This is a genomic window from Streptomyces sp. XD-27 (assembly GCF_030553055.1).
GTDB lineage: Bacteria > Actinomycetota > Actinomycetes > Streptomycetales > Streptomycetaceae > Streptomyces.
Map to the genome: position 1 here is coordinate 2,271,926 of NZ_CP130713.1, position 18,931 is coordinate 2,290,856.

Annotated in this window: 26 protein-coding genes and 1 pseudogene; 12 read left to right on the plus strand and 15 right to left on the minus strand. The window is 70.9% G+C overall.

Going from position 1 to position 18,931, the window contains the following annotated elements:
• Window positions 1-35 precede the first annotated feature (35 nt).
• Window positions 36-1,022 carry an adenosine deaminase gene (locus Q3Y56_RS09920; RefSeq protein WP_304461585.1) on the minus strand — a complete coding sequence of 329 codons (987 nt, stop codon included), beginning with the start codon at window positions 1,020-1,022 and terminating at the stop codon, window positions 36-38.
• 117 nt (window positions 1,023-1,139) lie between these two features.
• Here Q3Y56_RS09920 and Q3Y56_RS09925 point away from each other — a divergent pair, with 117 nt between their 5' ends.
• Together Q3Y56_RS09925 and Q3Y56_RS09930 are read left to right on the plus strand one after the other, a co-directional pair.
• Window positions 1,140-1,496, plus strand: coding sequence for a hypothetical protein (locus Q3Y56_RS09925; protein WP_304461586.1), 357 nt, complete (start codon window positions 1,140-1,142; stop codon window positions 1,494-1,496).
• A 154-nt stretch (window positions 1,497-1,650) separates the two neighbouring features.
• Window positions 1,651-1,857 (plus strand): ribbon-helix-helix protein, CopG family, encoded by a 207-nt coding sequence (locus Q3Y56_RS09930; RefSeq protein WP_304461587.1) that lies wholly within the window; start codon window positions 1,651-1,653, stop codon window positions 1,855-1,857.
• Window positions 1,858-1,913: 56 nt separating this feature from the next.
• On the opposite strand, the gene cutA is transcribed toward Q3Y56_RS09930, so the two are convergent.
• Window positions 1,914-2,243, minus strand: a complete 330-nt coding sequence (gene cutA / locus Q3Y56_RS09935; RefSeq protein ID WP_304461588.1) for a divalent-cation tolerance protein CutA — start codon at window positions 2,241-2,243, stop codon at window positions 1,914-1,916.
• Window positions 2,244-2,408: 165 nt separating this feature from the next.
• Between cutA and Q3Y56_RS09940 the strand changes: the two genes are divergently transcribed.
• Window positions 2,409-2,756, plus strand: a complete 348-nt coding sequence (locus tag Q3Y56_RS09940) for a cupin (RefSeq protein ID WP_304461589.1) — start codon at window positions 2,409-2,411, stop codon at window positions 2,754-2,756.
• A 100-nt stretch (window positions 2,757-2,856) separates the two neighbouring features.
• Here Q3Y56_RS09940 and Q3Y56_RS09945 read toward each other — a convergent pair whose 3' ends face one another.
• On the minus strand, window positions 2,857-4,455 hold the full coding sequence (locus Q3Y56_RS09945; RefSeq protein WP_304461590.1) for an AMP-binding protein: 1,599 nt from the start codon (window positions 4,453-4,455) through the stop codon (window positions 2,857-2,859).
• Between the two features lie 95 nt (window positions 4,456-4,550).
• Here Q3Y56_RS09945 and Q3Y56_RS09950 point away from each other — a divergent pair, with 95 nt between their 5' ends.
• Both Q3Y56_RS09950 and Q3Y56_RS09955 read left to right on the plus strand, forming a co-directional pair.
• A complete protein-coding gene (locus tag Q3Y56_RS09950; protein ID WP_304461591.1) occupies window positions 4,551-5,447 on the plus strand; it encodes a LysR family transcriptional regulator in 897 nt (298 codons plus the stop codon).
• A 67-nt stretch (window positions 5,448-5,514) separates the two neighbouring features.
• Window positions 5,515-6,327: a HEAT repeat domain-containing protein gene (locus tag Q3Y56_RS09955; protein WP_304461592.1), complete on the plus strand. Its 813-nt coding sequence runs from the start codon at window positions 5,515-5,517 to the stop codon at window positions 6,325-6,327.
• Window positions 6,328-6,330: 3 nt separating this feature from the next.
• On the opposite strand, the gene Q3Y56_RS09960 is transcribed toward Q3Y56_RS09955, so the two are convergent.
• Window positions 6,331-6,741 carry an ATP-binding protein gene (locus Q3Y56_RS09960; RefSeq protein WP_304461593.1) on the minus strand — a complete coding sequence of 137 codons (411 nt, stop codon included), beginning with the start codon at window positions 6,739-6,741 and terminating at the stop codon, window positions 6,331-6,333.
• 180 nt (window positions 6,742-6,921) lie between these two features.
• Between Q3Y56_RS09960 and Q3Y56_RS09965 the strand changes: the two genes are divergently transcribed.
• The 3 genes from Q3Y56_RS09965 to Q3Y56_RS09975 are packed head-to-tail and all read left to right on the plus strand — an operon-like array spanning window position 6,922 to window position 8,789.
• Window positions 6,922-7,773, plus strand: a complete 852-nt coding sequence (locus Q3Y56_RS09965; RefSeq protein ID WP_304461594.1) for a helix-turn-helix transcriptional regulator — start codon at window positions 6,922-6,924, stop codon at window positions 7,771-7,773.
• A gap of 3 nt (window positions 7,774-7,776) precedes the next feature.
• Window positions 7,777-7,965 carry a DUF397 domain-containing protein gene (locus tag Q3Y56_RS09970; protein ID WP_304461595.1) on the plus strand — a complete coding sequence of 63 codons (189 nt, stop codon included), beginning with the start codon at window positions 7,777-7,779 and terminating at the stop codon, window positions 7,963-7,965.
• A gap of 44 nt (window positions 7,966-8,009) precedes the next feature.
• Window positions 8,010-8,789: a transposase gene (locus Q3Y56_RS09975; protein ID WP_304461596.1), complete on the plus strand. Its 780-nt coding sequence runs from the start codon at window positions 8,010-8,012 to the stop codon at window positions 8,787-8,789.
• Window positions 8,790-8,913: 124 nt separating this feature from the next.
• On the opposite strand, the gene Q3Y56_RS09980 is transcribed toward Q3Y56_RS09975, so the two are convergent.
• The 10 genes and pseudogenes from Q3Y56_RS09980 to Q3Y56_RS10025 all read right to left on the minus strand — a co-directional run bounded on the left by Q3Y56_RS09980 (window position 8,914) and on the right by Q3Y56_RS10025 (window position 13,429).
• Window positions 8,914-9,192 (minus strand): hypothetical protein, encoded by a 279-nt coding sequence (locus Q3Y56_RS09980; RefSeq protein ID WP_304461597.1) that lies wholly within the window; start codon window positions 9,190-9,192, stop codon window positions 8,914-8,916.
• Window positions 9,193-9,260: 68 nt separating this feature from the next.
• The gene (locus Q3Y56_RS09985) at window positions 9,261-9,530 is read right to left on the minus strand and encodes an SH3 domain-containing protein (RefSeq protein WP_304461598.1); all 270 of its coding nucleotides are present in this window, start codon (window positions 9,528-9,530) and stop codon (window positions 9,261-9,263) included.
• 272 nt (window positions 9,531-9,802) lie between these two features.
• A complete protein-coding gene (locus Q3Y56_RS09990) occupies window positions 9,803-9,922 on the minus strand; it encodes a TetR family transcriptional regulator (RefSeq protein ID WP_304464937.1) in 120 nt (39 codons plus the stop codon).
• Window positions 9,923-10,031: 109 nt separating this feature from the next.
• Window positions 10,032-10,148 (minus strand): annotated as a pseudogene (locus Q3Y56_RS09995) (IS5/IS1182 family transposase); the annotation flags it as partial.
• 278 nt (window positions 10,149-10,426) lie between these two features.
• The gene (locus Q3Y56_RS10000) at window positions 10,427-10,819 is read right to left on the minus strand and encodes a hypothetical protein (RefSeq protein ID WP_304461599.1); all 393 of its coding nucleotides are present in this window, start codon (window positions 10,817-10,819) and stop codon (window positions 10,427-10,429) included.
• A gap of 22 nt (window positions 10,820-10,841) precedes the next feature.
• On the minus strand, window positions 10,842-11,084 hold the full coding sequence (locus Q3Y56_RS10005; protein WP_304461600.1) for a DUF397 domain-containing protein: 243 nt from the start codon (window positions 11,082-11,084) through the stop codon (window positions 10,842-10,844).
• A 117-nt stretch (window positions 11,085-11,201) separates the two neighbouring features.
• Entirely contained in the window at window positions 11,202-11,807 is a 606-nt protein-coding gene (locus tag Q3Y56_RS10010) for a DUF5753 domain-containing protein (protein WP_304461601.1), read from the minus strand.
• A 19-nt stretch (window positions 11,808-11,826) separates the two neighbouring features.
• A complete protein-coding gene (locus Q3Y56_RS10015; RefSeq protein WP_304461602.1) occupies window positions 11,827-12,672 on the minus strand; it encodes a helix-turn-helix transcriptional regulator in 846 nt (281 codons plus the stop codon).
• A 27-nt stretch (window positions 12,673-12,699) separates the two neighbouring features.
• Window positions 12,700-13,227: a DUF6879 family protein gene (locus Q3Y56_RS10020; RefSeq protein ID WP_304461603.1), complete on the minus strand. Its 528-nt coding sequence runs from the start codon at window positions 13,225-13,227 to the stop codon at window positions 12,700-12,702.
• On the minus strand, window positions 13,220-13,429 hold the full coding sequence (locus Q3Y56_RS10025) for a hypothetical protein (protein ID WP_304461604.1): 210 nt from the start codon (window positions 13,427-13,429) through the stop codon (window positions 13,220-13,222). The genes Q3Y56_RS10020 and Q3Y56_RS10025 overlap by 8 nt, the downstream gene beginning before the upstream one ends.
• Window positions 13,430-13,603: 174 nt before the next feature.
• On the opposite strand from Q3Y56_RS10025, the gene Q3Y56_RS10030 reads away from it, so the two are divergent.
• From Q3Y56_RS10030 to Q3Y56_RS10040, 3 genes are all read left to right on the plus strand, one after another.
• Window positions 13,604-14,446, plus strand: a complete 843-nt coding sequence (locus Q3Y56_RS10030; protein ID WP_304461605.1) for a hypothetical protein — start codon at window positions 13,604-13,606, stop codon at window positions 14,444-14,446.
• A gap of 3 nt (window positions 14,447-14,449) precedes the next feature.
• A complete protein-coding gene (locus tag Q3Y56_RS10035) occupies window positions 14,450-15,154 on the plus strand; it encodes a hypothetical protein (protein ID WP_304461606.1) in 705 nt (234 codons plus the stop codon).
• A gap of 172 nt (window positions 15,155-15,326) precedes the next feature.
• The gene (locus Q3Y56_RS10040; RefSeq protein ID WP_304461607.1) at window positions 15,327-16,166 is read left to right on the plus strand and encodes an NAD(P)H-binding protein; all 840 of its coding nucleotides are present in this window, start codon (window positions 15,327-15,329) and stop codon (window positions 16,164-16,166) included.
• A gap of 158 nt (window positions 16,167-16,324) precedes the next feature.
• Here Q3Y56_RS10040 and Q3Y56_RS10045 read toward each other — a convergent pair whose 3' ends face one another.
• Window positions 16,325-17,107, minus strand: coding sequence for a TSUP family transporter (locus Q3Y56_RS10045; RefSeq protein WP_304461608.1), 783 nt, complete (start codon window positions 17,105-17,107; stop codon window positions 16,325-16,327).
• A 131-nt stretch (window positions 17,108-17,238) separates the two neighbouring features.
• On the opposite strand from Q3Y56_RS10045, the gene Q3Y56_RS10050 reads away from it, so the two are divergent.
• The gene (locus Q3Y56_RS10050) at window positions 17,239-18,930 is read left to right on the plus strand and encodes an NAD(P)/FAD-dependent oxidoreductase (RefSeq protein ID WP_304461609.1); all 1,692 of its coding nucleotides are present in this window, start codon (window positions 17,239-17,241) and stop codon (window positions 18,928-18,930) included.
• Window position 18,931 lies beyond the last annotated feature (1 nt).

An 18,931-nucleotide genomic window follows, 5' to 3' on the forward strand; every position in this document is an offset into this window, starting at 1 on the left:
GAACTTGAAGCGAAGTTCAAGTCAAGCGGCGCCGCTCACCCGCCGTGGGCGTCGACTTCCTTCACATACGCGGCACGGGTCTCCTCATCCAGGAAGGCCGCGCGGAAGGAGTTGCGCGCCAGGGTGCGCAGTGCCTGCTCGTCCAGGCCGAGGGCGTCCCGTACGGCGGTGAAGTTGTCGTCGACGTAGCCGCCGAAATAAGCCGGGTCATCGGAGTTGACCGTCACCAGCAGGCCGGCGTCCAGCATCGCGGGCAGCGGGTGGTCCGCCAGCCGGTCGTACACGCGCAGCCGGACGTTCGACAGCGGGCACACCGTCAGCGGCACCTGGTCGGCGACCAGCCGGGCCACCAGCGCCTCGTCCTCCAGGCAGCGCACGCCGTGGTCGATCCGGTCCACGCCGAGGACGTCCAGCGCCTCCCATACATACGCGGGCGGCCCCTCCTCGCCCGCATGCGCCACGCACTTGAGCCCCGCCTCCCGCGCGAGCCGGTACACCTCGCGGAACTTCGACGGCGGGTGTCCCACCTCCGCCGAGTCCAGTCCGACCGCCGCGATCCGGTCCAGGTAGGGGCGGGCGGCCTCGAAGGTCTCCAGAGCCGACTCCGCGCTCTCGTCCCGCAGGAAGCACATGATCAGGCGGGTGGTGATGCCGTACGTCCCCTCGGCCGCGTCCAGCGCCCGCGTCAGCCCGCCGATGACGGTGCCGATCGGCACGCCCCGCGAGGTGTGCGCCTGCGGGTCGAAGAAGATCTCGGCGTGCCGGACGCCCTGCCGCTGGGCGCGGGCCAGGTAGGCGTCGGCGAGCTCGGCGAAGTCGTCCTCGGTCCGCAGGACCGCCATCAGCGCGTAGTAGAGGTCCAGAAAGGACTGGAGGTCGGAGAAGGAGTAGGCGGCGCGCAGGTCGTCCTCGGTGGCGTACGGCAGCGCGACACCGTTGCGCTCGGCGAGAGCGAACGCCAGCCCGGGCTCCAGGGTGCCCTCTATATGGAGATGGAGTTCTGCTTTGGGGATGGGGGGCATGGCTGGTCCACCTGCTCGTTCGCTCTTCGGACTGGTGATTCAGGGTAGTGGGCGAAGTCCTGTGAAGCGCAGCGGTAGTCTCGGCGTGACACGCCCCGAGCAGCACAGGAGGCCGCTGTGAGCAGTCAGCCCGTCGAGGCCGCCGGCCCGCTGATCCCGATGCCGCAGCTGACGCCTGACGCGCTGCGCGCTGCGGTCGCGCAGATCCTCCCGAGCCGGCTTCCCGAGTTGAACGAGCACTTGGCGAACGCCGCGACCAGCGCACAGCGCACCAGCAGCGTTGGGCCGCTGAGGGCGTTCACAGCCCACTGGGGGACCGTGATCAACATCGAACGCTGGCCGCAGCGCGCGGCCCGCTTCCACGCCTGCGAAGATCTCGCGTCTGATCCGCAGGCCGATCCTGAGGCCGCCCGCGCGGCGGCGAGCGAGGTCAGCCGCATTCTGCGCGTGGCGAGCGAGGAAATCGGCACGTGAGCGACGAGTGGTGTGGGGCTGCTGTATTTCCTGCCCGTGCCGACGCAACGGCTGATCGCGGTGGTCCGGGTCACTGGGCGGGGTGAGGCAACCGCATCGGGGGGGTGCGTAACGGGCACGCGCCGGGTCACCCCTGTCGCGATACGCTCGGCGCATGGCACAGACCCGTCTGTCCCTCTCCGTGGACCAGGAGAAAGCCGCTGCCATACGGGAGGCGGCGCGGCGGCGCGGCCTGACCGTTGCCGCGTACATCGAAGGGGCGGCGATGGAGGCCGTCGCACGTGACGCGCGTATCCGCGCCCTGTTCGCGGAGTGGGAGGCCTCCGAAGCCGCCGAGGCGGATCAGCGCTTCACAGCCTGACGGGCCTGACGGGCCTGACCGGGCGATCCTGGTGAGCCAGGCCGGGCCCGACCCGGCTAGCTGATGGTGGTCTGCTCCACCACCCAGCCCAGGTACGCGTCGCTCCCGTGGGTCACCGGTGTCGCGATGATCTCCGGGTTGTCGTAGTCGTGCGCCTCCCGGATGTGCGCCTCCAGCTCCTCGTACCGAGCGGCCGTCGTCTTGAACAGCACCTGCCACTCCGACTCGGTCTCGACCATGCCCTGCCAGCGGTAGACGGACGTGACCGGCTGACTGATCTGCGCGCAGGCCGCCACGCGCGACTCCACGGCCCCGCGGGCCAGGGCCTCCGCCTTCTCCGGGGTGTCGGTGGTGGTCAGTACGGTCAGGAAGTCCGCGTCCGCCATGGTGGTGTCCTCTCTGCGCCTGGCGCGGTGCTGCGACGAGCAGGGTGCTACGACGAGCAAGGTGCTGCGGCGAGCGCGATGCTGCGACTGGCGCGGTCCACGCTAGCCGGTGACGATTGAGAGGTACCGCTGATCCGACCGTACAAACGCGAAGCGAGCAAGCCCATGGACGACCTCACCGCGCTCGCCCGCCACCATCTTGACCAGGCCAAGACCGATCCGCACGGCCGCAGCTCCCACCTGTTCCTGCACAGCGGTCCGCTGCGGCAGAGCGTGATCGCGCTGACGGCGGGCACGGAGCTACAGGAGCACAACGCGCCCCCCGCGGCGAGCCTGCAGGTCATCCACGGCCATGTACGGCTGACCACCGCCGGCGGCGACGACCAGGACCTCATCGCGGGGCAGGTCCAGGTGCTGCCGCCGGAGCGGCAGGGGCTGGTGGCGGTGGCGGACTCGGCGGTACTGCTGACGGCGGTCACGGCGACGACGGGCTGCCCCACGCCCGCCGAGTGAGCCCGACCCGCCAAGTGGGGGGACCCCGCCGAATGAGCGCGACCCGCCCAGTGAGCGCGCCCCGCCGAATGAGCCCGATCCGGGCCGAGCCGGGCCGGGACTACCGAACGGCCCCCGCCCCGGTCCCGGCCCGCGCGCGCAGCAGCTTCTTGTCGGGCTTGCCCACGTCGGTCAGCGGGATGCTGTCCACGGCGTGCAGGGCGGCGGGCGCGTACATCGCGCCCATGCGTGCCGTGACGAACGCCCCGATGTCCTTGGTCAGCTCGTCGTCCAGCCGGTGCCCCGGGGCCGGGACGACCGCGGCGTGCACCTCCTCGCTCTCGTCCGATCGCCGTACGCCGAACACCGCGCAGTGCGCCACCGCCGGGTGGGTCAGCAGCACATCCTCCAGCTCCGTCGGATAGACGTGACCGCCGACGACGATGATCATCTCTTTGAGCCGGTCCACGAGGAAGAGATAGCCCGCTTCGTCGAGGTAGCCGGCGTCGCCGGTGCGGAGCCATCCGTCCGCCCGGAGCACCTGCGCCGTCAGCTCCGGTCGCTTCCAGTAGCCGCTCATCGCCTGCGCGGAGCGGACGTATACCTCCCCCACCTCGCCGAGCGGCAGGTCGCGACCGTCCTCGTCGCGGACGGCGATCTCCACTCCGGGTATCGCCCGGCCGACGGTGATCTGCCCCGCGTGCCCGGTCACGGCGTGCTCGTGCGGCAGGGCCTCGCTGATCCACCCGGCCTCCGACTGGCCGTACCAGCCGTGGAGTACGGGCCCCAGCATGCCGGCGGCCTGGCGCAGCCGCGTCGGTGACGCCGGGCAACCGGCGTAGATGAGCCGGCGCAGGCTGGAGGTGTCGGTGCGGGCGGCCGGTCCGTCCTGGTCGAGCGCGTCGAGCACCCGGTACAGCAGCGGGGGCAGCAGGAACACGTCGGTGATCCGCTCCCGCTCGACCGCGGTGAGCACGTCGCCCGGGTCGAAGGCCCGGCGCAGGACCACCTGGCCGCCGGCGAGCAGCGTGGCGTCGGCGAGGATTCCGGCCATGTGGGCGATCGAGGTGCAGACCAGGAGGCGGGGCGGGGCGTCCCGGTCGGCCGCGCGCAGGCACAGGTCGCGGTACGGCCCGTGCGCCATCCGTATGCCCTTGGGAATCCCGGTGGTGCCGCCGGTGAACCGGATCGACCAGTCGTCCTCCGGGCGCGCCGCGCCCGGAGACCGCCGCACGGGGTGCCGGGCGGCGCACGCGGTCAGGTCCTCGGCGAGCGGGCTGGGCCCGAAGGAGAGGACGGCGGGGGCGGCGGGCCGGTCCGCGGCCCCCTCGCCCCGGTTCCTCAACCGGTCGACGAGCGCGTCGCCGGCCTCCCCGGCGTCGGGGTCCACGAGCAGCAGGTCCGCCTCGATGCTCTCCACGATGGTGGCCAGCGTCGCCGGGGCCATCCCCTCGTACAGGAACGCCACGCGGGCGCCGAGCAGATTCGCCGCGTAGCGGGCGCTGAGGCCCTCGGGCCGGTTGCCGGTGAAGACGGCGACGGTGCTGCCTCGCTCGATGCCGCGGTCGGCCATCTCCGCAGCCATCCGCAGGACGCTGTCGTGTAACTCCCCCGCCGGGATCCGCTGACCGTCGTCGGTGGTCAGGACCGTTCGCCCCGGGTCGTCGGCGAGCTGGTCGAGGATCAATTCCGCATAACTCACGAAGGTTTGTTCGGTCATGAGGACGACGCTAGGCGGAAACACTCATACCTTCCATGACCAATCAAGCCATGAAATCATGCCTCGCTGGTTATGAGTTGAGACGAGGGCCGGGGATGGATCTGCTGGCACTGCGGTACTTCCAGGCGGTCGCGCGCCGCGAGCACATCAGCCGGGCTGCGGAGGAACTGCGCGTCGCCCAGCCGTCGGTGAGCCGGACGATCTCCCGGCTGGAGGCCGAGCTCGGGGTTCCGCTCTTCGACCGTACGGGCCGCCAGGTGCGCCTCAACCGCTACGGCGCCGCGTTCCTGCGCCGCGTGGACCGCGCCCTGGCCGAACTGGACGACGGACGGCGCGAACTCGCCGACGCCGCCGGTCTCGACCACGGCGCCGTCGCGGTCGCCGCCGAGACGCTCCTGCCGCTCACCGGCGCGCTGGCGGCGCTCCGGGCCGCGCACCCCGGCATCGGCGTCCGGCTCTTCCAGGCCGAACGCGAGGAGATGGCCCGCCGCCTCCAGGCACGCGAGGTGGACTTCTGCCTCGCGTCGCAGCCACTGCCGCTGCCGGGTCCGGCGCTGCGCGAGATCGTCCTGGTACGGGAGGAGGTGCTGCTGGCGGTGCCCGGCGCGCATCCGCTCGCGCGGCGGAAGCGGGTGGCGATCGCGGACCTGGCGGGGGAACCCTTCATCACCACCCAGCGGGGCAACTGGCAACGCGCCCTGCTGGACCGGCTCTTCGCGGCGGAGGGGATCCGCCCGGTCATCACCTGCGAGGGCGACGAGCCCGGCGCGGTCCACGACCTGATCCGCGCGGGCCTCGGCATCGGCCTGCTGCCCGCGATGGCCCGGCAGCACGTCAGAGGGGAGGTGGGCGTCGCCTGGCTGCACGTGGACGCGGCGGACTGCGTACGCACCTTGAGGCTGGTGTGGCAGGCGGACGCGTATCTGTCGGCGGCGGCGCGGAGGTTCCGCGACGTCGTGGTCGCGGAGCTGGGCGACGGCGGCGTCCGATGAGCAGCCTCAACATCCGCCGGGCACGCGACAGCCCCCATCGCGCACCACGTCGCTAGCATGCCGAGCCATGGCGATGTTCGTGCACGTGACGTCGGCGGCGAACGCACCGCGCATCCGGCGGTCCGGCATCCGCGCGGCCAGCTACGGACAGGGCGGTGCGCACGGGGTGTACTGCTTCCCGGTGCTGCCGTCGTACACCCTCACCCACCAGTGGCTGCGCGAGCTGGCCCGTTTCGGCAGCCGGGGCGGGCTCGTGGCCGTCCACGTGCGGCTGGACGACGCCCAGCACGTACTGGTCGGACGCTATACGGATCGGATGCGGGAGGCTCAGGCCGCCGTTTCCGCGGCGGAGGCGGTGCGGCGGATCGCGGCACTGGAGGACCCGCGCGGGTGGGAGGTGTTCGTGCCCCGGGCGATCCGGCCGCGCGAAGTGCACCGGATCCGCACCGCGCCCCAGGTGGCGGGCTGGCGGTACTTGCCGGACGCGCACGGAGTGCGCCCCTGCACCTGCCTCGGGTGCCGGGTGCGCAGCGGGTACGGGGCGCGGCGCCTGCGCGAGCGGTTGCCGCATCCGCTGGATGGCCCGCCGCCACCCACCAGGGTGCTGCTCGCCAGGGTCGCGGCTGCCGGTGACCCGGGAGACCCGGTGGCGCTGAGGGAGGCGCTGCACTGGTTCGGAATGCGCCGTCGGGGCCCGCTGGCCCAGTTGGGCCGCCTCGCCGCCCACCCGGACCCCGCGGTGCGGGAGGAACTGGTGTGGGCGGTCGCCCGCTGGTCCACGCCTGGGGTCACCGAGCTACTGGACGGCCTCGCCGACGACCCGCACCCGGACGTACGGGAGGCGGTGGAGGTGATGAAGGAGGCCCGGGCCTCGCAATGACCTCTAAAGGTCGAATTCGGCCCAGACCTCCTTGCCTCCGGTGCACGGGCGTACGCCCCAACGGGCGGCGAGGCTGTCGACGATGAGCAACCCGCGCCCGAACTGGTCGCCGTCGGCGGCGATACGGATGCTGGGTACGCGATCGCCACGCGGGTCGGCGACGCCGATGCGGAGGGCGCGGGCGGTGAGGGTGAGCTGAACGGGGATGAGCTGCCCCTTTAAGGACCCGTGCAGCAGCGCGTTGGTGAGCAGCTCGGCGAGCACGAGCGCCGCGTCCCCGGCGAGCTCCTTGTGGCCCCACTCGCCGACGAGGCGCGCGGTGCGTTTGCGGGCGATCGGGACGCTTCCGGGATACGGGGTGTAGTTGAGGCGGTCCAGGTAGCGGACCGGGATGGGTTCTTGGGGCCGTTCCATCGTGTACCTCCAGGCATGAGAGTGCCGTTGCGCACCTCGCTGCGCGACTGGCGCCTCACGGACCGTAGCGTCCGCGCCGAGATCCAATCAACCTCCACCCGGTAAATATCCATCGATCTGGCTTGCGTGGGTGGGCGTACCCGCAGCAGACTGACCGCAACAGCGATGAGGAGCAGCTCGGTGACAGGTGGTCAGGCAACGCAGGGGAACAGCACGTCATCGGTCTTGGGGCGGCGCTTGGGCGGCGAACTCACCAAACTCCGCACCACAGCAGGCTTGACACAGCCCCAAGCGGCCAAGGCCCTGAGCGCGTCGACCGCCAAGGTGACCAAGATGGAACGCGGCTGGGTGCCGATAAGGGACCCGGACATCCGGGTGTTGTGCGAGCTGTACGGCGTGACGGACCCCGCAACGGTGGGCGGTCTGCTGGAGCTGGCGAGAGTCGACCGCGAACGCCGCAAGGCGAAGGGCTGGTGGAGCGACTGCCCCGCCTTGGGTGACATGCAGGAGTATGTGACGCTGGAAAGCGCGGCGACGGTCATCAGGACCTGGCAGCTTTCCTACGTCCCGGGCCTGCTTCAGACCCCTCGCTATGCACGCACGTTGAATGACGACGAGCAGTTCGTGGCAGCACGGATCGCACGGCAACAGAGGCTCACCGACGAGCCATCGCTGTCGTTGCACGCCGTCATCTTCGAGGCGGTGCTGCGGAATCTCGTCAGCGGGGCGGGGGTGATGCGGGAGCAATTGGAGCACTTGTCCGCCATGGCCGACAGACCTGGCATCAGCCTGCAGGTACTCCCGTTCAGCGCAGGAGCGACCCAGCGGATCCACGGCGCCTTCAACATCATCTCATTCGCCGATCCAGGGGAACTGGACGTGGTCTACACGGAGGGCCCCTTGACGCATCTGTGGATCGAAGGCAAGGAGAAGGCAGCCAAGTTCGCCGAGTTGTTCGAGTCCATCGCTCAGCAAGCCCTCAACGAGCGCGACTCCCAGGCGTTCATCAAGCACATCAGCGAAGAACTGTGACCCATGCCTGATTTCAAGTACCGCAAGTCCAGCTTCAGCGACAACGACATGGAATGCGTGGAGGTCGCCACCAACGTGCCCGGCACCGTGGCCGTACGCGACTCCAAGAACCCCCACGGGCCCGTGCTCCGTTTCGAGCCCGCCGCGTGGGCGGAGTTCACGGCGGCCGTCGCGGCGGGACGGTTCGAGTAAAGCCTGTCTCGTAACTCGCGGTCGGGTGCGGCGTTGAGCTAGTCGTGCAGGTTGTCACGGCTCAACGACGTGAGCTCATAGAGGTGTTCACCGGGCTCCGCCCGCGTCAGTTCCAGCGTCTGGTGCGGGCTGTCCACCGCAACGGTGGCCGGGCTCTGGACCCGGACCGGCCGGGCCGCCCGTGGGCACTGCCCCTGGAGGACCGGGTCCTGCTCGTGGCGATGTACTGCCGTACGAACCTCACCATGCGCCAGCTCGCCCCGCTCTTCGGGATCTCCCCCGCGGCCGTCGGCCGGATGATCGGCCGGCACGGGCCCCTGCTGGCCCTGGCCCCGGGCAAGCACAAGCCCGGACGGCACCACATCCTCATCGTGGACGGCACACTGGTGCCCACGAGAGACCGGACGGTGTCGGCCTCGTCGAAGAACTACCGGTACTCAGCGAACCTCCAGGTCCTGATCAAAGCGGACACCCGGGTGGTGCTGGCCGTCGGCCGCCCGCTGCCCGGCAACCGCAACGACTGCACCGCCTTCGCCGAGTCCGGCATCAAGGGGGCATGCGGCACCGCGACCGTCCTCGCCGACGGCGGCTACCAGGGCACCGGCGTCCTGATGCCCCACCGTCGCCAGGCCGGGCAGGACCGGCTGCCCGACTGGAAGGAACAGCACAACACCTCCCACCGGCGGGTACGCGCCCGCGTCGAGCACGCCTTCGCCCGCATGAAGAACTGGAAGATCCTGCGCGACTGCCGCCTGAAAGGCGACGGCGTCTGGTGGGCCACCAGCGGCGTCGCCCACATGCACAACCTCGCCCTCAGCCACTGATCACAGCGTCACGAGACAAGCTTTAAGAAGGGTTCACCGGGAGCATGGCTTGCCACACTCCCGGTGAGGGGTGCGGACGCATAGCGCCGGACGCGCTTAACGGCCAGGGGTCACCCAGCGACCCTCATCCCAAAGCGTCCGTCTGCACGGCCATCTCGTTGCTGCCGGCGGTCAGCGCGAACTCGCGCTTGTCGCGCCATTCGGTGAAGACCGAACGCACACCGGCGGCGAGTCGTCGTTCGGCGGTGCAGCCGGTCGCGTCGGCGTGCGCCAGGCACTTGGCTATGAACAGGTCGAAGCGCATGTCAGGCTCGTGCTCCCATGAAGGAGTGGCGGCTTCCGGCGCGGCCATCAGGGTGTCCGGTTCCTGGCTCTCCCCAAGGGGCGGGTTGGGACTGTTCACCGGCCTGATCGCGGTGGGTATCGGGACATGTGTTCTTCCGCCTGGAACGGGGGGTGGGCGCTGGCCGGTCAGTTCGCGAAGCCCCAGAAGTAGGCGCCCCAGATCCAGCCGGTCCGGCCGGTGTTGGCGCCGCTGGTGACCTTGACCCGGTACCACTGGTACTGGGAGTGGCCGTCCCACCAGAGGCAGTTGGAGGTGACGCGGGTGCCCTTGCTCAGGACCCCGAGGGCCGTCGAACTGGTGGAGTGGTTCGACCGGAGTGTCACCGTGGCCGTCGTCTTGCCCTTCTGCGTCCAGGAGTTGCACGAGGCCGCTGCCGCTTCCGGGGCGGTTGCCACTGCCCTCCCAGTGCTGCAGCTGTGATTACCGCTGCCGCTATGGCGCTGCGGATCTTGTTCTTCGTCATCGGATGAGCTCCTTCTTGCATGCGCATGGCGCGGGCTTTCATGGAGTTGATGGTGGGGGATCTGTTGGTCAGGCTGCGGAGCGCCGGGTGCGGCGTACTCCGGCCGCGAAGTCGCGGGCGACCTCGGCGGCAGCGGTTACCCGGACGACGTCACCGTGCAAAGCCTCTACATGGACGCCCAGCAGGATCGGCGCCTGCAGCAGGTCACCGAAGCCAGTCGTCGACCGTTGTCTGGGCGTAGCCGCGCTCCGCGAACAGCCGTGCGGCCGCATCGAGAAGCTCCGCCCGCTTGGCCTTGCTCCGCTCCTGGACTGGTCGCCGCACTGTTCTTGCCTCCTGTGGATCCAATGCACTGCTGCCCTGGCCCGAGCCGCAGCCTCGCTCGCCCTCCGGCCTGGATCGGCAGCCTCCGGTCGTCCACCGCATCCGTGCCCTCCCGGTCGCCGTGCCGACGCCGGCCGCCGCCCTGAGGCCGGGTAGGCGCTTCCGGCACCACCCGCTGGAACAACTCCCACAACTGATCCGGCACCAGCCGCTCCACGATCCCCACGCCCGCAGGCTACCGGAGGAGTCCAAATGAGATGACGTCTAAAAGGCGATGGCGTCCACCACGCCATGCTCGGCATCGCCCGCCTGCACAACCTCGCACTCGCCGGGTGAGCGAGCACGCCGCCCATCAGACGAACGCGGCCAGACCGACTCAGAGATCATTTGCGGGACAGCCCTTAGCCGCGCGGACAACGCGCAGACGCAGAGAGGTAGCCCCCGCCAGGACGGCGGGGGCTACCTCTGCGTATGGACTGCGTACGGACTGACGCGGACCGAGCCCTAACTCAGCGGACACGCCACCGCGGGATCCGCCCGGTTCGGGCAGGACACAACCGCCAGCGAGACGAACCGCGTCCCCGCGCCGTAGCAGCCCCAGGACACGTCGCCGCCCCATCCCAGCGTGTCCACCGCCAGCGCGATCTGCGTTTCCAGCGGTGGCCGCATCGCGCTGATGGTGACGGTCTCGACCACTCGTTCCGCCAGCCAGTCCGCCGCCTCCTTCGGGTGCTCGTACGTGGCCCGGATGAGCCGTCGCGGCTTGCGGAGCCAGTGCGCGACCTGGAGGGGCGGGAGGTCCGAGGCCGCGAAGCCGGGGCCCTCGGGGCGGCGGTCGCGCTCCCTGTCGAAGTCCGGCTTGGGTCCGGACCACGAGTACGCGTGGTAGTGCGGCACGGCGGCCGGCCTACCGCGCCGGTCAGGCGGAGAGGCCGAACCGGGCCGGGTCGATGCCTGCCGCGTGCAATTCCGCCGCGGTGAAGCGGAGCGGTTCCGCGTCGGGCCGCTTGCTGTCGCCCAGCGCGTAGGCGCCGTCGGCGCCGGGGATCGGCGCAAGGGTCACGCACGTCTCCGGGGCGTCCGGCGGGTTCCCGCCGCAGGCGGCGGGGCGGGCGAATTCGGCTCCGGCCAGGTCGAGTTCGTAGAGGTTCGCGTCACGCATGGTGACTCCTTCCTGCTCGGGCGGCACGGCCGTATGCGGTGGCCATGCCGCGGTGAGCAGGACCGTAGGGAGCGCGGTGGGGCGGTCTCTACGGACTTGCGGGGACTTGCGCGGGGTTCACCCGAGTGCGGCGCGGGCGTCCTCGATCAGTGCACGCGCGTGCGCGTCGTACACGGCCATCTTGGCGAGTGCCGCATGGGTTCGTGCATAGGTTTCGATCTCGGCCGACTCCGTGACGGTGAGGGATCCGCTGGTGAGTTCGACCGTGACCTTGACGTCGTCCTGGATCCAGAATGCCTCCGCCGGGAGCCGTTCCCGATGGGCGCTCATCGGGATGATGCCCAGGCTCAGACCGGGAAGCGACAGAGCGGACAGCAGGTGTCCGAGCTGGTCCGCCATGACCTCGGTGTCTCCGATACGGGCCCGCAGAACCCACTCCTCCATCACGACGCCGAACTCGCGGCCTTCTTCGTGCAGGATCTGCTGCCGCTGCATCCGTGCCGCCACGGCCGCCTCGGTGTCGTCCTTGATGCCTTTGAACGCGATGATCCCGCCCATGACGGCGGTGGCGTAGCCGCGAGTCTGCAACAGGCCGGGGACGAGGCTTGGCATATAGCCCCGCAGGCGCCGGACGCTCTGGTGCTCCTGTATGAGGGCTTCCTGGAGCGGGCGCAGGCCGTTCGCGGCCCTGGGCTGCCACGCTTCGTATGTCTTCTGGGCCATGGGTTTCCTCACTTCGTGGTTACTCAAGAGCGTTGATGGCGGACGTGATCAGCTCACGTGCCCGGGCCCCGTACACCGCCAAGTCCGCCATGTCCGCGAAGGTTTTTGCGTACAGGGAGATTTCGCTGGGCTGCTCCACCGTCAGGTAGGCCGACACCAGCTCGATGTTCACCTGGGTCTCATCGAACATCCAGAAGTCTTCGACAGGCCACAGCGTCGATCGGTCAGCCTTCATCGGGATGATGCCCAGGCTGATGGACGGCATTGACGCCACCACAAGCAGGTGTCCCAGCTGTGCGGCCATCGTTTCGATCCCGCCAATGCGCCTGCGGAGGACGCTCTCCTCCAGGAGGATCGCGAAGCGGCGGTTGCCCTGATGGATGATCTGCTGCTTGTCGACTCGCACCTGCACAGCTGTATCGAGGTCGTCCGGTAGCGCCCGCCGCTCCTTGATAGCCGACAGGACCGCTGCGATGTAGGACCGAGTCTGCACGGGGCCGGGAATCAGCCACGACGCATAGATCCGAAATCGCTTGGTGCGCTGCCACAGAGGAAGGACCGATTCTTGCGCGCGCTTCAGGCCGGACCGCTCCATCCTGCGCCACTCGACGTACATTCCCTCTATGCCGCGCGCGGTGGCGATCAGGTCCGCAGTCTGATCTTGCGCGCGGCAGTGCAACGTCCAAGCCCGGATGTCATCGTCGGACGGTGTTGTTCCGCCGTTTTCGATACGAGAACACTTCGACTCATGCCATCCAGCCCTCCGGGCCAGCTCCCGCGCTGTCAGACCCGAATCCCGTCTGATCTCGCGCAGTCGCTGGCCCAGGGCACGCTTGGCTTGCTCAAGGTTGGTTGACGCAGTCACAGGACAATTGTGCGGCGCCGACGGCGGCTACCTCGGCTGATACTCCTCATGCGGAACAGCACGCTCCCAGACGGCCTCGAACGCCGTGCTGCACAGCTTCGCCACCGCGGGATCGGTGACCAACTCCGTGTGCCCCTCCGGCGCCCACTCACCGTCGCCGTCGAAGTGGTTGACCAGGACGACCTCGTCGTCGAACAACCAGAAGTCATTGCCAGGCAAGGCGAGATCCGTGGCCCGGCGACGTGGCAGCCATCGCACTTGCTCGCCCGCCTGCACGTTGCCGACCGTGACATGGTGCTCGAAGCGGATGTAGTCACTGATCGGCTCGGAGACGATCCGGGCACGGCGCACGACGACGCCTCGGCTGATCGTCTCCTGCATCAGATCCAGCCACGGACGCCACGCCGGGTCCTGGTCGGCCGCCCTGTCCCGCTCGCCCTTCTGCCAGGCAATGTAACTGGGATCGCTCCGCATGTACCCGTCGCGCATCTCAAGGTGCAGCGCCGACCGCCGGCAGTTACGGAACAGCTCCTCGAACGTCGGAACTTCAGCCACCGTTCACCTCCGGGAAGAACTGCATCATGCGCTTGGGGATCCGAACTACGGTCTCGTGCCCTGGGATGTCACCGACCTCGGCAAGCACCGTCTGATCGGCGATCCGCCACCCCTGGATGACGTAGCTGTCACCGTCATCCCACACTGTCGGCGACCCCCCGTTCGGTGACTCGGGGTCCTTGCCGAGGAACTTCATTGCCATGCGAGCCTCCCGCTCGGTTCGGCGATCACTGAGACACACCTTGCCCTCCACACACCGTGACCGCCACGAACTTGCGGAAACTTGCACCACCAAGATCACGACCCGCCCGCAGACACCCGACGGGCTCCCCGAAACGCCCAAGTCGCCCAACCCGCACGGAATATGCTCGGTCAGGTGACGAACTCGCCGCGCCCCCGCAGACCCGGCCGAAGACCACAAGGCAGTCTCACTCACCTGATCACCCATAGCGACCCCATAGCGCTGGTCGGCATATCCCTGGCTCTCGTCGTGTCCGTCTGCCTGGACGTCACCGGCGCCGCCAGTGGAGTCGAGTCCCTGCTCGCCGGTTTGATGCTCACCATCCTCTCGCTCGTCCTGGACGCCTCGGCCCGGGCCGAACGGCGCTTCCAGTTACGGCAGTTGGTGCAGACGACGGACTGGCTGGCCGGTTCGGTGACGTCCGTGGCCGCGGCCACTCAGCGGATCGTCGGGCAGTATCCCGGCGGCGCGATCGAGGACGAGGCCCGGCAGCGGCTGCGGCGGCTGGTCGAGGAGTTCGACGACCTGAGCCGGGGGCGCATCGAGCGGCCCGGAGACGACGGCGAGCACCTGTTGGCCGCCACCCGTGCCTGCCGGGAGCGGCTGGAGGCCGTGACCAACGTCGCCGACGAGCCCACCTGGTGGCGCGGCGACGTCGGGACCGCGTACTGGCAGGCCAACCTCGACGCCCTCGCCCGCGGCGTACGTATCACGCGGGTGTTCCTCACCGACCAGCCCAGCAGCGAGCTGGAGGAGCTGATGGAGCGGCAGCGGCAGGCGGGCGTGGAGGTGATCGTCAAGCGCCGGGACCAGGATCCCGGGCTGCACGTGAACATCGTCGTGTGGGACGGCCGCCAGGCATGGGAGGCCCGCATGAACGCCCATGGCGAGACGGTGGCGCATCTGTTCATGGTCAACGAGCAGGACGTGAGCCGTCGCCGCGAGCTCTTCCGCCGACTGGTGCTCGCGGGCCGCTGACGCGTGGCCTCGCTGCTGATGGCCTTCGCGGCCGTCACCCTCACGGTATGGGGTGTCAGCCTGATCCGCCCGGTCCGGTGGCGGGCGCTCGTCTACAGCCTCCCGCTTCCGATCACGCTGGTCCTGGCCACCACCCCGGTCGACGTGGACGGCAGCCAGGTCCTCGGCGTGGTCGCGCTGAACCTCTTCTTCGCCGTCACCGCGTGGCTGCACGCGCGGCGCGGGTGGCACATCGTCCTGGCCGACCTCGCCGGAGTGCTCGCCTACCTCGCGCTGAGCAGGCTGGTCGCGGTGCTCGCACCGGTCCCCTTCGTGCCAGTACTGGCCGCCGTGTGCGCGGCGTGGGTCGCGGCGGCCGTACTCCTGCCGCCGCCCGCGCCGGGCCGTCCGGCGGAGCCCGCGGCACGGCCCGGGGCGCTGGTGAAGCTGGCCGGCGCCGCGAGCGGCGGGCTGCTCATGGTCGCCATCGGGCGGTATCTGAGCGGCCTGGTCGTGACCTTCCCCTACGCCGGCGTCCTCGTCGTGATCGAGGCGCGCCGCGACCTGGTGCAGTTCGCCCGGCACTTCACCCGGAACAGCATCAGCCTCGTGGCGTTCTTCGGCGCCTGCCACGCGCTGCAGAGCCACGGCAAACCGGTCGCGCTCACCGCGGGATGGCTCGCCTTCACCGCCTGCGCGCTGGGGCTGCACCTGCGCCTGTGGCGCTAGTCGGACGTTGGACCGGGTCGGCGGGCCCTGATGGGCAGCGGCCCCACGCGGACCATCGACTCGCACGTGGCGCCGCCGGTACGAGGCCGAGGATGCGCCCTGGACTCTCACGTATGCACGCGAGCCTCCGGCGCATGGCCAGACCGCCCCGTCCCCGCGTTCACTGGAGCACATGGAAAACAACGCAGCGAACAACACCACGACCCTGGTCCTCGGCGGCACCGGCAAGACCGGGCGCCGGGTCGTCGAGCAGCTCACCGCCCGCGACGTCTCCGTCCGTGCCGCGTCGCGCTCGACCGGGACCCCCTTCGACTGGCTGGACCGCTCCACCTGGGAGCCCGCCCTCGCCGACGTACGCGCCGTCTATCTCGTCTACCTCCAGGACCTCGGCCACCCCGACGCCGCCCCGCACATCCGCGACTTCCTGCGGCTCGCCGCCTCCCGCGGCGTCGAGCGGGTCGTCATGCTCTCCGCGCGCGGCTGGGACGCGGCCCGCCCCTCGGAGCAGGCCGTACGCGACGCCGGGATCGACTGGACCATCCTGCGGCCCACGTGGTTCGCGCAGAACTTCAGTGAGGACATGTTCCTGCCCGCGATCCTCGGTGGGGAGGTGCGGCTGCCCACCGCCGACGGGCACGAGCCGTTCATCGACGCGGAGGACGTCGCCGCCGTCGCCGTCGCCGCGCTCACCGAGGACGGACACGCGGGCCAGGTCTACGAGTTGTCCGGGCCCCGGCTGCTCACGTTCGGCGACGCGGTCGGTTTGATCGCCAAGGCCGCGGGCCGGGAGGTCCGTTACGCGCCGATCTCCTCGGAGGAGTTCATCGCCGATCTGCTCCAGGCCGGTCTCACCGCCGAGGAGGCCCCCGTCGTGGACGGGCTGCTGGGCCTCATCGCGCGGGGCGACAACGCGTACCTCTCCGACGGCGTCCAGCGGGCGCTGGGCCGGGAGCCGCGGGACTTCGCCGACTTCGCCGAGCGCACCGCGCCCACGGGGGCGTGGCACGCCTGATCGGCGGAGGAGCGCGACCGGCCGGTGGCCGCGTCACGTGCCTGGCCAGGCTCTCACTCACGCGCCCGGCCGGTGGCCGCGTCACGCGCGTGGCCGGTGGCCACGGCCAGGCCACGCGTGTGACCGGCCAGGCCAGACGCACGACCGGCGGACAGGCGTCACCGCGCCAGCCACTGGTCGTACGCCAGCTTGCACACCAGCGAGACCACGACGACCACCAGGACCGCCCGCACGAAGCCGCTGCCGCGCTTGAGGGCCATGCGCGCGCCCGCCATGCCGCCCGCGAAGTTGAACACGGCCATCAGCGCGGCCAGCCGCCACAGCACCGTGCCCTGGTAGGCGAAGGTGAGCAGCGCGCCGAGGTTGGTGCAGACGTTCACCACCTTCGCGGTGGCGGAGGCCGTGACCAGGTTCATCCTGAGCGTCGCGACGAGCGCGATGACGAGGAAGGTTCCCGTGCCGGGGCCGATCAGCCCGTCGTAGAAGCCGATGCCCAGGCCCGCAACGAGGATGGCCGCCAGGACGCGGCGGCGGGTCACCGGGCCGGTGGCCGGGGCGGTGCCGAAGGCGGGGCGGAGGAGGACGAAGGCCAGGACGGCGAGGAGTACGGCCATGATCAGCGGGCGGAGTACGGCACTGTCGATTCCGGCGGCGAAGAACGCGCCGGCGAGCGAGCCCCCGGCCGCCGCCAGCCCGATCCGGACGGCCGAGCCCACGTCGACCAGGCCCTTGCTGGTGTAGGTGACGGCCGCGGCCGAGGTGCCGACGACGGATACCGCCTTGTTGGTGCCCAGGACGTACGCCGGCGGCAGGTCGGGGACGCCGACCAGGAGGGCGGGGAGCTGGAGGAGGCCGCCGCCGCCCACGACGGCGTCGATCCAGCCCGCCGCCGCGGCGGCCACGCACAACAGGATCACCGTCGTCAGGGATATGTCAGGCATGATCGCGACCCTAGCGACCTGCCTCGCCCGACCGGTCTCACACCCCTCCCTCCGGCCCGCTGAGGGCAGCGTTGCCCAGCGGAAACGGAGGGGATGCGGTGGGGTAACAGGCGCCGCGCACGCTTCCCGGTATGAGCTCGGAGTCGGAGAAGGAACCGGACGGTCGCCACCGCGTGGTGGTGATCGGCGGCGGCATGGCCGGGGCGCGGCTCGCCCAGCAGCTGGCCGCCGTGTCCGAGGCGGCGGACGCGACGGCGGCGGGGGGCGCGGCGCCTGCGGGGGGCACGACAGCCGCGGCGGCCCCCGTGGTCACCGTCACCGTCATCGGCGAGGAGCCGCACGCCCCGTACAACCGGGTGCTGCTCGCCGAGGTGCTCGCCGGGCGGTACGCCCCGGAGGTCGTCGCCCTCCCCGCTCCCGCCGCGCACCACCTGCGCGGCGTCCGGGCGGTCCGTATCGACCGCGGCCCGCGGACCGTGCACTGCGACGACGGGCGCCGCGTCCCCTACGACACGCTGGTGCTCGCCACCGGCTCCAACCCGGTCCTGCCGCCCCTGCGCGGCCTGTTCGAGGCGGACAGCCACGAGCTGCCGGAGGGCGTGCACGCGTTCCGCACCATGGACGACTGCCTGACGCTCGCGGCCGCGGTACGGGAGCCCGGGGTCCGCGTGGTCGTCATCGGCGGCGGGCTGCTCGGCGTCTCCGCCGCCCGCGCCCTGGCCCAGCGCGGCGCCCAGGTCGTGCTGGCCCACCAAGGCGAGCACTTGATGGAACGCCAGGTCGACGCGCACGCCGCCGGGGTGCTGCGCGCCCATCTCGAGGCCCTGGGCGTGGAGGTGCACACGGAGTGCCGCGTCCGCGGACTGCGGACGGAAGCGGCGCGCGGCGCCGACGCGTCCAGCACGCCCACCAGCCGTCGGCCCGCCGGCGGCGCCGACCGAGGCCCCCGCGCGCCTCGCGGCCGGCGCGCCCCCGTCCCCCGTGCCGTCCGCGCCGTCGTGCTCGCCGACGGGTTCACACTCGACACCGACCTCGTCGTCTTCGCCTGCGGGGTACGGCCGCGGGTCGGGCTCGCCCGTGCCGCCGGGCTCGACGTGGCGCGCGGCGTCGTCGTCGACGACGAGCTGCGCACCTCCGACCCGTCCATCCACGCGATCGGCGACTGCGCGGAACACGACGGGGTGGTGTACGGCCTCGCCGGTCCGGCGCAGGAGCAGGCGGACGTCCTCGCGCGGGCGATCGCCGCGCGGCTGCGCGACCCCGACCAGCCGCGCGATCACGACCGGGTACGCGATGCCGACCAGCCGCGCGATGCCGACCACCGGCACCACGCCGGGGACCAGGACGGACACCAGGCCACGCACCAGCCCGGACACCACGGCAGCGGCGGCGACGCCCCGCACCGCTACCGCGGTACCCGCGCCCTGACCCGGCTCACCCTCGCCGCTCCCCCGGCCGCGGCCGCGCGCCCCGCCACGGATGACCCCGCCACGGGCAGCCCCGCGGCCGCGCACCCCACCACCGCTGTCCCCCAAGCCGATGCCCCCGCTGCCGCTCCCGCCGCCACCGCCGCGGTCTGCGGACCGCTCGATCTCGCCACATTCGGCGAGGCCGTCCCGGCCCCCGGCGACGACGTCGTACAGCTCTCCGACGCGACCCGTGGCGCCTACCGCAAGGTCGTCGTCCGCCAGGACCGCCTCGTCGGCGGCATCCTCCTCGGCGATCTCGGCACCGTCGGCGCGCTCGCCCGCGCCTGGGAAGGCGACGCGCCGCTGCCCGCCGCCCCACTGCTCCACCTGCTCACCAACGATGGAGGCTCCTGAC

Coding starts and splice junctions, on each gene's coding strand:
- Q3Y56_RS10045 (WP_304461608.1), bottom strand. CDS start 17,107: ATGCCTGACATATCCCTGACGACGGTGATCCTGTTGTGCGTGGCCGCC.
- Q3Y56_RS09960 (WP_304461593.1), bottom strand. CDS start 6,741: ATGGAACGGCCCCAAGAACCCATCCCGGTCCGCTACCTGGACCGCCTC.
- Q3Y56_RS10025 (WP_304461604.1), bottom strand. CDS start 13,429: ATGGCAATGAAGTTCCTCGGCAAGGACCCCGAGTCACCGAACGGGGGG.
- Q3Y56_RS09970 (WP_304461595.1), top strand. CDS start 7,777: ATGCCTGATTTCAAGTACCGCAAGTCCAGCTTCAGCGACAACGACATG.
- Q3Y56_RS09950 (WP_304461591.1), top strand. CDS start 4,551: ATGGATCTGCTGGCACTGCGGTACTTCCAGGCGGTCGCGCGCCGCGAG.
- Q3Y56_RS09940 (WP_304461589.1), top strand. CDS start 2,409: ATGGACGACCTCACCGCGCTCGCCCGCCACCATCTTGACCAGGCCAAG.
- Q3Y56_RS10040 (WP_304461607.1), top strand. CDS start 15,327: ATGGAAAACAACGCAGCGAACAACACCACGACCCTGGTCCTCGGCGGC.
- Q3Y56_RS09945 (WP_304461590.1), bottom strand. CDS start 4,455: ATGACCGAACAAACCTTCGTGAGTTATGCGGAATTGATCCTCGACCAG.
- Q3Y56_RS09955 (WP_304461592.1), top strand. CDS start 5,515: ATGGCGATGTTCGTGCACGTGACGTCGGCGGCGAACGCACCGCGCATC.
- cutA (WP_304461588.1), bottom strand. CDS start 2,243: ATGGCGGACGCGGACTTCCTGACCGTACTGACCACCACCGACACCCCG.
- Q3Y56_RS10050 (WP_304461609.1), top strand. CDS start 17,239: ATGAGCTCGGAGTCGGAGAAGGAACCGGACGGTCGCCACCGCGTGGTG.
- Q3Y56_RS09930 (WP_304461587.1), top strand. CDS start 1,651: ATGGCACAGACCCGTCTGTCCCTCTCCGTGGACCAGGAGAAAGCCGCT.
- Q3Y56_RS10010 (WP_304461601.1), bottom strand. CDS start 11,807: ATGGCCCAGAAGACATACGAAGCGTGGCAGCCCAGGGCCGCGAACGGC.
- Q3Y56_RS09920 (WP_304461585.1), bottom strand. CDS start 1,022: ATGCCCCCCATCCCCAAAGCAGAACTCCATCTCCATATAGAGGGCACC.
- Q3Y56_RS10005 (WP_304461600.1), bottom strand. CDS start 11,084: ATGCGTGACGCGAACCTCTACGAACTCGACCTGGCCGGAGCCGAATTC.